This window comes from Bradyrhizobium sp. BR 1433 (assembly GCF_051547665.1).
GTDB lineage: Bacteria > Pseudomonadota > Alphaproteobacteria > Rhizobiales > Xanthobacteraceae > Bradyrhizobium > Bradyrhizobium australafricanum.
On record NZ_JBPUGG010000001.1, the window covers coordinates 2,646,503 to 2,660,004 of the forward strand.

10 protein-coding genes, 1 tRNA gene and 1 pseudogene are annotated in these 13,502 nt (G+C 64.6%); 6 read left to right on the forward strand and 6 right to left on the reverse strand.

Features of this window, described 5'->3' with window-relative positions; translation table 11 throughout:
- Positions 1-37: 37 nt before the first annotated feature.
- Both mobB and ACSKB9_RS13220 read right to left on the reverse strand, forming a co-directional pair.
- Positions 38-625 (reverse strand): molybdopterin-guanine dinucleotide biosynthesis protein B, encoded by a 588-nt coding sequence (gene mobB / locus ACSKB9_RS13215; RefSeq protein WP_438073614.1) that lies wholly within the window; start codon positions 623-625, stop codon positions 38-40.
- Between the two features lie 118 nt (positions 626-743).
- Positions 744-1,082, reverse strand: coding sequence for a hypothetical protein (locus ACSKB9_RS13220; RefSeq protein ID WP_438073616.1), 339 nt, complete (start codon positions 1,080-1,082; stop codon positions 744-746).
- 437 nt (positions 1,083-1,519) lie between these two features.
- Here ACSKB9_RS13220 and ACSKB9_RS13225 point away from each other — a divergent pair, with 437 nt between their 5' ends.
- Both ACSKB9_RS13225 and ACSKB9_RS13230 read left to right on the forward strand, forming a co-directional pair.
- Complete coding sequence (locus tag ACSKB9_RS13225; protein ID WP_016847487.1) at positions 1,520-1,831, forward strand: hypothetical protein; 312 nt, start codon at positions 1,520-1,522, stop codon at positions 1,829-1,831.
- 185 nt (positions 1,832-2,016) lie between these two features.
- Complete coding sequence (locus ACSKB9_RS13230; protein ID WP_438073618.1) at positions 2,017-4,578, forward strand: fused MFS/spermidine synthase; 2,562 nt, start codon at positions 2,017-2,019, stop codon at positions 4,576-4,578.
- Positions 4,579-4,823: 245 nt separating this feature from the next.
- Here the strand turns inward: ACSKB9_RS13230 and ACSKB9_RS13235 are convergent, their stop codons facing one another.
- A complete protein-coding gene (locus ACSKB9_RS13235) occupies positions 4,824-6,773 on the reverse strand; it encodes a molybdopterin biosynthesis protein (protein ID WP_438073620.1) in 1,950 nt (649 codons plus the stop codon).
- Between the two features lie 9 nt (positions 6,774-6,782).
- Positions 6,783-7,891, reverse strand: a pseudogene (locus tag ACSKB9_RS13240) (molybdopterin-binding protein).
- A 185-nt stretch (positions 7,892-8,076) separates the two neighbouring features.
- Between ACSKB9_RS13240 and ACSKB9_RS13245 the strand changes: the two are divergent.
- Positions 8,077-9,288, forward strand: coding sequence for an ABC transporter substrate-binding protein (locus ACSKB9_RS13245; protein ID WP_438073622.1), 1,212 nt, complete (start codon positions 8,077-8,079; stop codon positions 9,286-9,288).
- 120 nt (positions 9,289-9,408) lie between these two features.
- Here the strand turns inward: ACSKB9_RS13245 and ACSKB9_RS13250 are convergent, their stop codons facing one another.
- On the reverse strand, positions 9,409-10,392 hold the full coding sequence (locus ACSKB9_RS13250; RefSeq protein WP_438073624.1) for a TAXI family TRAP transporter solute-binding subunit: 984 nt from the start codon (positions 10,390-10,392) through the stop codon (positions 9,409-9,411).
- 103 nt (positions 10,393-10,495) lie between these two features.
- Here ACSKB9_RS13250 and ACSKB9_RS13255 point away from each other — a divergent pair, with 103 nt between their 5' ends.
- Positions 10,496-11,464, forward strand: coding sequence for a Bug family tripartite tricarboxylate transporter substrate binding protein (locus ACSKB9_RS13255; RefSeq protein WP_438073626.1), 969 nt, complete (start codon positions 10,496-10,498; stop codon positions 11,462-11,464).
- 193 nt (positions 11,465-11,657) lie between these two features.
- Positions 11,658-11,731, forward strand: a tRNA-Ile gene (locus ACSKB9_RS13260).
- A gap of 194 nt (positions 11,732-11,925) precedes the next feature.
- Here the strand turns inward: ACSKB9_RS13260 and ACSKB9_RS13265 are convergent.
- The gene (locus tag ACSKB9_RS13265; RefSeq protein ID WP_438073627.1) at positions 11,926-12,477 is read right to left on the reverse strand and encodes a TetR/AcrR family transcriptional regulator; all 552 of its coding nucleotides are present in this window, start codon (positions 12,475-12,477) and stop codon (positions 11,926-11,928) included.
- A gap of 116 nt (positions 12,478-12,593) precedes the next feature.
- On the opposite strand from ACSKB9_RS13265, the gene ACSKB9_RS13270 reads away from it, so the two are divergent.
- Entirely contained in the window at positions 12,594-13,451 is an 858-nt protein-coding gene (locus ACSKB9_RS13270) for an oxidoreductase (RefSeq protein WP_438073629.1), read from the forward strand.
- Positions 13,452-13,502: the final 51 nt, after the last annotated feature.

Consider the following 13,502-nt stretch of genomic DNA (forward strand, 5'->3'; position numbering starts at 1 on the left):
GCCGTCCTGCATCGTCAACGCCGCCTCCCCGTCCACGTCAGCCTTCGGCCGGAGCCGACGCGAGCACGTCGTCGACGGGAATCGCGGCGCGCAGCATCAATTCGGCAACGTCCTCGATGTCGTCGAGATGCGCGACCGGCAGCGTGGTTGCAACGGCGACATCGCTGGCAATCCCGACCACGCGCGGGTCGTCGGGAAACAGCAGCGGCTTGCCGTTGGCGGCGCGGTACACCTCGATCTTGTTGACCGGCTCGCGCTTGAAGCCTTCGACCACGACCAGATCGACCTGCGCCATCTTGGCGAGCAGCTCCGGCAGCCGCGGCTCATCGGCGCCGCGCAGCTCGTGCATCAGCGCCCAGCGCCGCGTCGAGGACACCAGCACCTCGGTCGCACCGGACTGCCGGTGCACCCAAGAGTCCTTGCCGGGCAGGTCGACATCGAATTCATGGTGGGCGTGCTTGATCACGGAGACGCGCAGGCCGCGGCCCAGCAGGCAGGGGATCACCCGCGACAGCAGGGTGGTCTTGCCGGCACCGCTCCAGCCCGCGAGGCCAATCACTTTCATACGCGTCTCCGAAGACATACCAATCGTTAGGACATCCACGCCTGCGGTTCCGCCCGACATGGATGGCCGGGGACCAGCCGTGATGGCGGAAAGCCGCGACTTGCGCCCAACGCTGCTTATATCAGCCTTGGAGCAATGTCATGCCAGGCTCGCCGGCGGATGAGGATGGGCTGGCGCGCTAGAGGGCTGCCCTCGGAAACTCCTGCAGCAGTTGCGCCCACAGCACCGCGAACGCGATCAGGCCACAGACCCCAAGCGCCGCGGTGAATCTCGGCAATCGGCCGATGGCGACGAGCAGCCAGGCCGGCAGGAAGAACAGGCCGAACACTAAGCCGAGCGGAAACACCGCCAGCCACTGGAAGCCGGTACCGTCGCCAGGCGGCACATGGGCGATGGCGTAGAAGGTGTAGAGCCAGAACAAGGTGCCGGCCGCCGCGACGAGCGCGGCGATCTTGCGAAAATTGACGGTGTCGAATGCCATGATCGATTGGTCGCCGCAATCGGCGAACCCGTTCACGGGCCGCCGCGCAAGTCGGGCTCGGCTCGCTATCCCGCAGGGTCAGTCGGTTCGTTGACTGACCGGCCGCCCCGGCTTGGCAAGTCTTGCCGATCGGCTCTCTCTCGGGGGCTGGTCACGCATCCGCAGCCTCTTCCGCGGCCGCTGCGTATCGACTGCCAGCACTTCTTCCAGCGTTGTATTTCTAAAACGAAGCCTTCTTAACATCGCTCCGCTCCTCGAGCGGGTGGGAGCCCCATCGGTCGCTCAACCACCGACATCCACAACAGGGCCCTTGTCGGTGATGAGAGATAACCAGCGACGGGACGGTTTGCTCCAATGCATGTTGCAGCCCCCGCTCACGTCACGCGCGATCCCGCTATCCAGCGGATTTACCTCGAAATTTCCAATACGCAGGGCGATTGGAACACGATAATGTGCACCATGGAGGACTATGTATGCCTCGCTCGCCTTCGATTGTGCCGCATTCAATCGATCATGACACCTATCTGGTGCTGAACGATTTTGGCCGACTGGGCCGTGCCTGGAGCGAAACCGACGAAGAAGGCACTGACCGGAAAACGCTGATCCGCCGCCTGCTGGACGACCAGTACAGCCGCCCGGTCCGCATCGTGGCCTTCAATACCAACGAAGGATGGTCGCGCGACGTCACGACCGACATTGCCGACGAGCTTCGGCGCCGTTTCGTCGAATACGAAGAGGTCCCGCGCTCCGTGCTGGAGTTCGTGGAGACGGCCATGCGGCACTGAGCTGGATCGGCAACGCAAAAGGCCCGCTCGCAGTGCGATCGCTCGGCCTCGGCAAGCATCCGCCAAACGGCAATTTTCCGAGCAATCTCAACGCGATCCGGCTGCCTCGCAGCGCCGCTTCGCCATAAGGCAATATTAAGAGCATTTGCCGTACCTGTTCTCCCGTTCAACGGGAGACCGGTCCAGTGCGCAATCGTGGTAACGTTCGAGACGCCGTAAGCCTGAAAAACCGGGTTCTGGTCACGGCGATCTTTCTGGCATCGGGCGCGGCATCGCTGATCCTGCAGGTTCTCTGGTTCAAGCAACTGCAATTCGTGCTGGGAAGCGCGACCGTCTCCGTCAGCGTCACGGTGGCAAGCTTCTTTTTCGGCCTCTCGCTGGGCAGCACCCTGGGAGGCCGGATCGCCGACACCGTCAGCCGCCCCCTGAAAATCTACGGGTTGCTCGAACTTGCCCTCGCCCTCGTTTCTCTCGCGGTCACCGCATTCCTGTCGCATTGGCCGACATGGGTGGGCTGGCTGTCACCGATGCTCGACCTGGAGTCTCCCTTCCGGCTGCCTCTCATGGTCGCCGTGTCGCTCGCCATTCTGTCGCTGCCGACGATGTTGATGGGCGCGACCCTGCCCTTCCTGGTGAAATTCCTGACCCGCACACAAACCGACCTCGCCAATCGGATCGGTCTGCTCTACGGGTTCAACACCCTGGGCGCCGCCATCGGCACCCTGGCGGTCGGCTTTGTGCTGATGGGCCTTTGGGGCATCGCGGGATCGAGCCTGGTTGCGGCAGCGCTGTATGTCTGCGTCGGCGTTGTGGCCCTGTTCGTTGCGCGCGGCGCAAGCCCGCTCTTGCCGGTCGCGGCACAGGCGCCGGTGCAAACCGCCGCGACCGCGAGTGGCAGGACGTCGGTCCTGATCTGGATTTTCGCGTGCTCCGGTTTTGTATCGATCGCCTATGAGGTGGTCTGGTTTCGATTCCTGACCAATGTCAGCACCTCGAGCGTCTACGCGTTCTCGGGCATGCTCGGCGTTTACCTGCTGGGGCTCGTGATCGGCGCCCTGATCTGCGCCAGGCTGCTCGCCCCCCGCAAGGATCAATTGCTGCGATACTTCGCCGTGACGCAGCTGCTGATCGCGGTTGCAGCCACGCTGACCGTCGGAATGCTCGGCAAGGCGCGGACCATGGGAGTAGCGCTGTCTCCCATCGTATCGGGCCTGCTTCCAGTCCCGGTGCAGGAGCTGTTGGGGGGTGACGTTTCATTCTTCCTGGTCTGCGCTGTTGCGCTGTTGCTGCCGACGACGCTGATCGGCATCAGCTTTCCCCTGGCCAGCGAACTGACCGTGATGCAGATGAGCGCGCTGGGCCGCAGGATCGGCACGCTCTACGCCTTGAACACGATTGGCGGCGTCGTGGGCTCGCTGGCGGCGGGCTTTCTGCTGATCCCGTATCTGGGCAGCCAGGGCGCGCTCACCGCGCTGATTGCCGTGAACGTCCTGCTCTTCGTCGCGACCACCGTGTCGCAGCCGGATCTTGTGAGAGAAAGGAGCCTGTGGCGGCAGGGGACGATCGCCGCGAGCGTCATCGCCGTAGCGCTGCTGCTCTTCACCCCGCACTATCTGGAGCGGGTCCTGACCGCGATCGAAGGCGCCAATGTGCTCGAGTTGCGGGAAACCCGGCAAGCGACGTTTGCGGTGGTCGAGTATCGCGAGAAGGCGGCGGGCACCTATCAGCAGTTGGTGGTGAATTCGAAGAGCTATGCCAACAACCGTCCCGAGGGCAGACGCTACATGGCCGCGATGGGGCACTATCCCGTTCTGCTGCACCAGGGCCCGGTTGAAACGGCTGTCGTCATTTGCATCGGGACCGGAACCACGGTGGGAGCGGTGAGCACCCATGAAGAATTGCAATCCATCGACGCGGTCGATCTGGCATCAACGGTGTTCGAATTCGCGCCCCACTTCGTGCCGATCAACAAGCAATTCTATCAAAATCCCAAGGTCCATCAGATCGTCGCGGACGGGCGCCACTTCCTGCTGGGGACCAAGGAGACATTTGACGTCATCACGCTCGAGCCGCCACCGCCCCATGATGCCGGCGTCATCAACCTCTACACGGAGGAATTCTATGCGCTGGCAAAGCAGAAGATGCGTCCCGGCGCCGTTCTCGCGCAATGGGTGCCGCTGGATTTCAACCGCGGCATTCTTCCGAAGATGATACTCAAGGCCATGATGGGCCAGTTCAGGCATGTCTCGCTGTGGCTGCCGTCCAGAATGGAAGGCGTGGCGATCGCCTCCGATGAACCGTTGAACATCGATCCGCACGAGCTCGCCATGCGCATGTCGAAGCCCGCGGCGGCTGAAGACCTGACGGCGAACGGCCTCGGCTCGCCCGAGGATTTCCTGGCGACATTCATCGCCGCCGATGAAAAACTCGCGGCCTTTGTCGGGGATGTGCCGACCCTCACGGATGATCGGCCGCGTCTCGAATATTACAACTGGTATCCGCTGGGTTCGGTCAGCGTGGACGAACTGAAGCGCCTCCGCGAGCCGGTGGAAGCCTATCTTGCCGACCGTTCCATCGACGAGGCCCGTCTCGACACCGCGCGCACGGTGGCCAATGCGATCCTGGACGAGCACAAGGCCACGGCCGACGGCGACAAGTCCGCCGCCCGGGCCGCGCTTCGCCTGGCCGTCAAACTGGACCCGGACAATTCCTACGTCGACTTCCTGGACCGCAAGCTGAGCGAGTGATCAGGGTGCCTTCGGCACACCGCATCAGGAAGTCCCCGAATGTCGCGAGAATGCGGATGTTTTGACTCACAGCTAGCGCAACAAATTCAGTGTCGTCCCTGCGAAAGCAGGGACCCATAACCACAAACGCAAATTGTTACGCGATGCTGGAACGGCGAGGCCCGCCTGTAACGCCCGCCGCGGCGTATGGGTTCCTGCTTTCGCAGGGACGACAGCTGTGATGGTGCGGCAGAGCGGCACACCGGCTACGCCGGCCTGAACCCCGCCTTCGTCAATGCAGCCCGCCCTTCATCCGACGCCAGTGCGTCGAGAAAGGCCTGCACCGCGGGCCGCTGCTTGCGCGCCGTCACCAATGCGAAGTCATAATGCTCTTCGGCGAGCGGTATGAAGCCGAGTCCCGACGCATCGGCGATCGGCGCGATGGTCATGCCCCAGTCGGCGCGGTGCTGCGCCACCGCGGCCGCAACCGCATTGTGCGAGCGGGGCTGATTCCAGTAACCGTCGGGCCGGCGGCCCGCCAGCAAGCGATCGATCAGGATGCGGGTGCCGGCGCCCTGGTTGCGGTTGACCATGATGCAGGCGGGATCGGCGAGCGCGGCGCGCACCGCCTGCTCTGCGCTCAAGCCGGCAAAGCGTGTGTCATCCTTGCGAAACACGATGCCCTGCATGCGCCGCCAGCCCGGCACCAGCTCGAGCCCGTCGGCCAGATACGGCGTGTTGTAGGTCTCGGTCTTGTCGTCGAACAAATGGATCGGGGCGAGATCGCATTCGTCGCGCTTGGCGGCAGCGAGCCCACCGAGGCTGCCGACCGCGATCGAGCGCACCATGAGACCGGCATGCGCCAGCGGCGCGGTGACGAGATCGAGCCCGGTGCAATGGCTGCCGACGATGACGAGATCGGGCACCCGCGCATGCGGAGTGAACAGCGTCACCTCGGCCTCGCTGCCGGCCGGCAACTGGTCGGCCAGCGCCTCGATCTTCAGGAAGCCGTCGGCCTGCGCAAACGACGTGATCGCGCCGGAACCCTTGCCGCCGGGATAGGCGATCAGGCCGTCGGCGCCCTCGACCAGCGACACCATCACGAACTCGGTACGCCCGAGCTCGGAGGCGATGCGCACCGGCACCTTCGCCGCCACCTTGGCATCCGATCGCGGCGGCAGCCCGGCCATCCGCCGCAGCACCGGCACGATCATGTCGTGGAAGGTGAACATCGCCGAGGTCGGAAAGCCCGGCAGGATGACCACCGGCTTGCCGTCGCACACCGCAAGGCACAGCGGCTTGCCTGGCTTCAGCGCCACGCCATGCGCGATGATGCCGGGCTTGCCGAGGCGCGCGATGATCCGGTGCGAGACGTCGCCCGCGCCCTTGGAGGTGCCGCCCGACAGCACCAGCATGTCGCTGTCCGCCAGCGCCTTGCGCATCGCGGCCTCGAGCATCGCCTCGTTGTCGGCGATCGCGCCAAGGAACGACGCGCCGCCGCCATTCTCGGCAATCGCCGCCGTGACGATCGCACCATTGGTGTCGTAGATCGCGGCCGGCCGCAGCTTCTCGCCCGGCTGCACCAGTTCATCGCCGGTCGAGAGGATCGCGACCCGCGGACGGCGCGTCACCGCAACCTCGGCGATGCCGCAGGCCGCGAGCATGCCGATCTCGCGCGACCCGATCATCGTTCCGGCGCGCAGCAGTGCCTCGCCGCGCGCGATGTCGGAGCCGGCATAGGACACGAACTGGCCGGGCGATGCCGCACGCCGCACCTCGATGGTGCCGTGGCCGGCGAGCTGGGTGTGCTCGACCATCACGATGGCATCAGCGCCGCGCGGTACCGGACCGCCGGTCGCGATCGCAGTTGCAGTACCCGGGAGCACCGGCAGGGTGGGCGCAGTCCCGCACGAAATCGTCTCGTCGTTCAGCGCGAGCTGCACCGGCGCGGCCTCGCCGGCGCGCACCAGATCGGCCGAGCGCACGGCAAAGCCGTCGACATTGGAGCGATCGAATGGCGGCACGTCGATCGGCGCCACCACGTCCTCCGCCAGCGCACGGCCGAGCGCATCGGCGAGCAGCCGTTTCTCGGACGGCAATTGGCGCGGGAACAGCGCCGCCTCGAAGCGCGCGAGCGCCTCCTCGCGCGACAGGATGGTCAGGAACTGGTCCTGCTCGACGGACGGGTTGGGTTTCGGCGTGAACGTGTTGTTCATCTCGGGAACTCACTCCCGCAACATATAGGCATCGACAACCGCGCCCGCAGCGAAGCCCTCGGCAGCGCCGGGCACGATCAGCAGGGCTTCGGCGCGCACGATGGCATCGAGCGACAGGTCGCCGGTCGCAAGCGCCGCCCAGGAACCTTGCTCGCGTATCAGCAGCACGACCTCGGCAACGCCGACGCCGGAGGCGATCTTGCGTTCCAGCGGCAGCGCCAGTGTTTTGCGCGCGCGCCGGCCCGACAGGCGGTCGAGCAGGGGAAGCGCAATCGCCCACCAGGCCGCGAAAGCCTGATCCGGCGCGCCCGGCAAGGCGACGACCGGCGTTGTGTGGATACGGCCGACCGCTGCGGTGCGCCCCGGTTGCAGGGCAATGCCGTGCGCGATCAGTGCGCCACGCGTTGCCAGCGCATTCACCGCGGCATCGGTGTGACCAACGCCGGTGCCGCCGATCGTGATCATCAAATCGCAGCCGTCTGGTTCGAGTGCGTTTGCAATCGCCGCCACATCGGGTGCCGCCTCGATGCCGACGACCTCAGCGCCCGCGAGGCGCGCGGTGTCAGCGATCAGTTGTGCGGTCAGCTCACCATTGGCGACGTTGACGATGCGAAGCCGCGGCCGTCGCACGCGCAACATCTGCAGTCCGGCCGCGCGCGCGAGCAGCAGGCCGCGCGGCAGCAGCGGCTCCCCTGCTGCGATCACGGTGCGCCCGACGGCGATGTCGCTGCCGGCGCGCCTGACACCCTGCCCGGGATGGCTTCGGCGAGCACCTGCGCAAGCGGACCGGAGGTATCGACGGCATCGGCATCGACCACGCAGTCGGTGCCATCAGGCATCGCGGCGCCTGCCGCCACCCAGACCGGTGGTTCGGCCAGCGGCAACGGCGCATAGGAAGACGCGCCGACCAGGTCATTGGCGCGCATCGCCCACCCGTCGCTGACCGCGACATCGTGCGGCGGGTAGGCGCGCAAGGCCGGCATCTCGGCTGCAATGCAGCGCAAGGCGTCGGCCGGCGGCAACGCGATCGGCTGGACCGGCCCGACGTCGCGCAGCACGGCAGCCAGTGCCGCATCGAGCGGGGTGAGCGAAGGCGGAAGGCGCTGGGCGGTGACCATGGCCCGCTATGGACTGAATCGGCCCCGAAAGAAACTGCCTCTCGCCCGACCGGGGCTGCGTCATTAGACCGATGGCGCGTTGACGCGGTCCCCAATATAGTTGCAAAAGAAACCAATATGACCGGGTCCCCGAAGGCCCGGCACAACCAATAATGGCCAATGCGCCAATTCAGGAGGGAGACAGAATGAAGGCCACCAGACTAGCCATGTTCGGGACGCTCGCAGCCGCGCTGCTGGCCTCCCCGAGCGTATCGGCGCAGGTATCCGACGACATCGTCAAGATCGGCGTGCTGACCGACATGAACGGCCCCGCCTCGACGCCGACCGGCCAGGGCTCGGTCACCGCCGCGCAGATGGCCGTCGACGATTTCGGCGGCAAGGTGCTCGGCAAGCCAATCTCGGTGATCGTCGGCGATCACCAGCTCAAGCCGGATATCGGCGCGACCATCGCGCGACGCTGGTATGACGTCGATCAGGTCGACCTCATCGTCGACGTGCCGGTTTCGGCGGTCGGGCTCGCGGTGCAGAACATGGCCAACGAGAAGAAGAAGCTTTTCATCACGCATTCGACCGGCGCGACCGATTTCCACGGCAAGTTCTGCTCGCCCTACGCGATACAGTGGGTATTCGACACCAGGGCGCTCGCGGTCGGCACCGCGCAGGAGGTGGTGAAGCGCGGCGGCGACAGCTGGTTCTTCATTACCGACGATTATGCGTTCGGCCACTCGCTGGAGAAGGACGCCTCAGCGATCGTGACCAAGAACGGCGGCAAGGTGCTCGGCGCGGTGCGGCCGCCGTTTGCGACGCCCGATCTGTCGTCCTTCATCCTGCAGGCGCAGGCCTCGAAGGCCAAGATCATCGGCATTGCCGGCGGACCGCCCAACAACACCAACGAGATCAAGACCGCCGCCGAGTTCGGCGTCTTCGCCGGCGGGCAGCAGATGGCGGCGCTGCTGGCGCTGATCACCGACATCCACTCGATCGGGCTGTCGGCCGCGCAGGGCCTGCTGCTGACCACCTCGTTCTACTGGGACATGGACGACAAGACCCGCGAGTGGTCGAAGCGCTATTTCGCCAAGATGAACCGGATGCCGACGATGTGGCAGGCCGGCGTCTACTCCTCCGTGACCGCCTATCTGAACGCGATCAAGGATGCCGGCACCGACGATCCGCTCAAGGTCGCGGCCAAGATGCGCGAGAAGCCGGTCGAGGATTTCTTCGCCCGCAACGGCAAGCTGCGCGAGGACAATCTGATGGTGCACGACCTCTGGCTCGTGCAGGTCAAGACCCCGGCCGAGTCGAAATATCCGTGGGACTATTACAAGATCCTGGCCAAGATCTCGGGCGAGGACGCGTTCGGCCCGCCGGACCCGACCTGCGCGATGGCGAAGAAATGACGACCGAAGGTCGTCATTCCGGGGCGATGCGTCAGCATCGAACCCGGAATCTCGAGATTCCGGGTTCGCGCTTCGTGCGTCCCGGAATGACCTCTGCGCGATAGCGCGTCCATGCAGAGGTCATTTCGCCACCCCGATCTCGCGGAAATATTTGAGCACGCCGGGGTGGATCAGGTTGATATCAGGCGCGGCGGCGAGCGTGTTCGCCGCCGTGGTCTCGCACGCCTGGGCGAGCTTCGTGCAGAAGGTCGCTTCGATGCCGTGCAGCGTTTTCGCCAGCCGGTAGGCGACGTCGTCGGGCAAGGTCTCGCGCACCAGGATGTAGCTCCAGGAGCCGACCGAAGAGATTGCCGCGGTCTGCTTCGGATAGCTGCCGGCGGGGATCGTCAGCGGCTTGAGGAACGTGTGCTTGGCGCGGATGCGGGCGATCTCGTCCGCGGTCGGCGCGATGAAGCGCGCGCCGGTGGCGCTCTCGGCCATCTTGGTGAAGCCGGGCCAGCCGATGCCGGCGCCCCACAATGCGGCGGCGCGGCCATCCTCAACCATCGCGGGCCCGTCGCCGGCGCGATCGAGATAGATCGACTTGAAGTCCTCGTCCTGCTTCAGCCCGATGCCGTCGAGGATGTAGCGCGAGAGGATCGGCAGGCCGGAGCCCTTGGCGCCGAACGCGACGGGCTGGCCGACCAGGTCCTGGATCGTCTTGTAGGGACTGTCGGCCCGCACCACGAACATGCCCGGGCTCGAATACATCGCGGTGAGGATCTTCAGCTTCGTGGCCTTCGGCCGGCCGATGCCCATGAAGGCTTCATAGGACGGCTCGCCCGCCACGGTCGCGATATCGACGTTGCCGGCCTCGAGCAGCGGGATGTTCTCATTGGAGCCCTTGGTGTTGCGCGGCTCGATCGAAAGCGTCGGATCCGCCGCATTCATCACCTCGGCGAAGGCATTGCCATAGAGCGGAAAGCCGCCACCCGGCGTCGCCGTGGCGAAACTGATCGTGGTCTTGGAAATGGTCTTGCTCCCCTCTTGCGCCGCCGCTCCCCCGCGAGCAGCAGCGCGCCGGCGCACATCATAACAGCGAACTTCATCCCGAGCCTCAAGCATTCCACACGAGCCCGACTATCGTCGCACGGGCGACGTCGTAGGCAAAGCCAGCGTTTTGTGAAACCATGCCGGCAACAGTCACAAGAAAATGACGGGAGAGACGATGATCCGGTTCGCGCGTGTCGCTTTGCTTGGTTTGATTTGCTGCCTCGCCTCGATTGCCCCCTCATCCGCATCCGACTATCCGAACCGCCCGGTGCGCTGGGTGATCGGGTTTGCCGCCGGCGGTCCGGTCGACATCGTCGCCCGCATCATGAGCCAGTGGCTGTCGGATCATTTCGGCCAGCAATTCATCGTCGAGAACCGCACCGGATCGGGCGGCAACATCGCCGCCGCGGCCGCGATCAACTCGCCGGCTGACGGCTATACGCTGCTTTTCGTCGCGCCCAACAACGCGATCTCGACCTCGCTCTACAAGAAGCTGCCGTTCAACTTCCTGCGCGACACCACCCCGGTCGCGAGCATCATGCAGCTCACCAACATGCTGGTGGTCTCGAACGCGATGCCGGTGAAGACCGTCCAGGAGTTCATCGACTACTGCAAGGCCAATCCGGGCAAGATCTCCTATGCCTCGTCGGGCAACGGCACCTCGGTGCACATGTCGGCCGAGCTGTTCAAGGCGATGACCAAGTGCGACATGCTGCATGTGCCGTATCGGGGATCCGCGATCGCCTTCCCCGACATCATCTCCAACAAGGTGCAGCTGATCTTCGACAATCTGCCGTCGGCGCTGGAGCAGGCCCGCGGCGGCAACGTCCGCGCGCTCGGCGTGACCTCGCCGAAGCGCTGGGCGGGCGTGCCCGACGTGCCGGCGATCGCCGAGACCGTGCCGGGCTTCGAGGCGGTCGGCTTCTACGGCATCTCGGCGCCGAAGGGCACGCCGCCGGAAATCGTCGATGCGCTCAACAGGGCGGTCGGCGAAGCGCTGAAGGATCCCAAGCTCGTGGCGCGCCTTGCCGAGGTCGGCGGCATCCCGAAGCCGATGGCCCCGGCCGAATTCGGCAAGCTGGTGACCGACGAGACCGAGAAATGGCGCAAAGTCGTCGAGTTTGCCGGCGTCTCGGTGGATTGAGGCGCCGGTCGCCAGAAAGACGGAGGGCTAGGCAAGATGGCTGCCGGCCGCTGTTCCAGTGATGCCAGCCGCGAGACGTGGCTGGCCCGGCGGCGATGGCAGGGACGTGGGGGCGGCATTGCCGAAACCGCAGTCAGCCTGTAAACGGAGCCCGCACCGTTGCCGGCCGCGCCCCGCGGCCCGCAAGGCGGCGGGGCCTGTAGCTCAATGGTTAGAGCCGGCCGCTCATAACGGTCTGGTTGCAGGTTCGAAGTCCTGCCGGGCCCACTAGAAATTCAATGGCTTAGCAGGTCTTCGTCTCTCACCGTTGGAGTACCGCACCAGAAATGCCTGGTTCTGTCGCTCATTGCTCTACTTCAACGGCCATCAAAATATCGCTCCACATTCGATCTGACAAAGGTTTCTCCTTCTTGATCGTGGATTCGGCGGTGTCATCGCACAAATCGGCCTGCGATGACCAGTCAGTCGCCCAACCGGTTCTTGGTCGCACGAAGAATGTCGTCCGATAACTTGGGATCGTTCACGGCGCGAGCGAGCACGAGTGCTCCGACCAAGGAGGCGGCGGTCGCAAGGGCCCTCTCCTCACGCTGCCGCGGCTTCAATCCCGAGGCCATTCGGCCGCTCATCAGCCCGATCATGCCCCGCACTCCCTCGGTGAAACGCTCTCTCACGCCTTTACTTTGGCGCGGCATCTCACAACACAGGGCTGCGAAGGGGCAGCCGCTTCCCGGCTCGTCGCGATGCGCCGCCGACAGGTATTCTGAAATATAGTCATCGAGCCCAAAGTCCTCGGGCACTTCTTGCCCTTTTGTGGATATCGCGTGGGCCACCGCTTCTTCGATAAGCCGTTCCTTGGAACCGAACCGACTGTACAGGCTGCCGTGAGTCATCCCGGCCGCCTCGGTTAGGGCGTCTACGCCTGCGCCCGAGATGCCGCGCTCTCGCATGAGGCGGGAGGCAACATCGAGAATGCGCTGGCGATTTTTGGCGGCCTGTTCCTTCGAAACGCGCATGTCGCAAATCCTTGGTTATCGGTCTTGACAAATATAATTACGACCGTCATCTATATCAATAATTACGATCGTAATCAAATTTTGCGCGGCACCCATAACCGCCATCGGAGAAGCTTATGAACAAGATCATGACAAAGGTCGCGCTCGTTACCGGCGCCTCGTCAGGCATCGGCGAAGCCACGGCGGAGCGGCTCGCAAAAGCCGGTTACAGGGCTTACGGCACCAGCAGACGGGGAGCCCAGGCGGGCAAGCAATCGTTCGAGATGCTGTCCCTCGACGTGACCAGCGATGATTCCGTGGAAGCCGCCATCAATGAAGTGATGCGGCGAGACGGCCACATCGATCTGCTCGTGAACAACGCCGGTTTCGGTGTTGCTCCTGCCGGAGCGGAAGAGAGCTCGATCGATCAGGCCCGGGCAATTTTCGAGACGAATTTTTTCGGACTGATCCGGATGACGCGCGCCGTCGTGCCTCACATGCGACGCCAAGGGAATGGTCGGATTATCAACATTGGTTCCGTGCTTGGCTTTCTACCGATGCCGTATGGCGCGCTCTATGCCGCAACCAAGCACGCGGTGGAAGGCTACTCTGAATCGCTCGACCATGAACTGCGCACGAAGGGCATTCGGGTCTCGGTCATCGAGCCTGCGTACACCAAGACGCCATTCGACGCGAACTTCATGGAGCCGGATGCCAAGCTCGATGAATATCGCGAGGCGCGTGCAGGCGTGAACAAGAGGGTGAAAGAGGTGATGACAACCGCCGAGTCGGCTGACGTCGTGGCTGAGACCGTACTGAAGGCGGCTAGTGCGTCTCGCCCGCAACTCCGATACGCGGCCGGCAGGCTCGCGAAGCGCCTCCGCTTTCTTCGCAGATTTGCGCCTGCTGGCTTGGTAGATGCCGGGATTCGAAAAGACCTGCGGCTTGATGTGGCGACGACGGTGCAGGCTCGCCGCGTCGCCCGAGCATTCTGACGGCCAAGACCGATGCAAGCGCTTCCGTCATCGCCAAGAATCCACGGGATT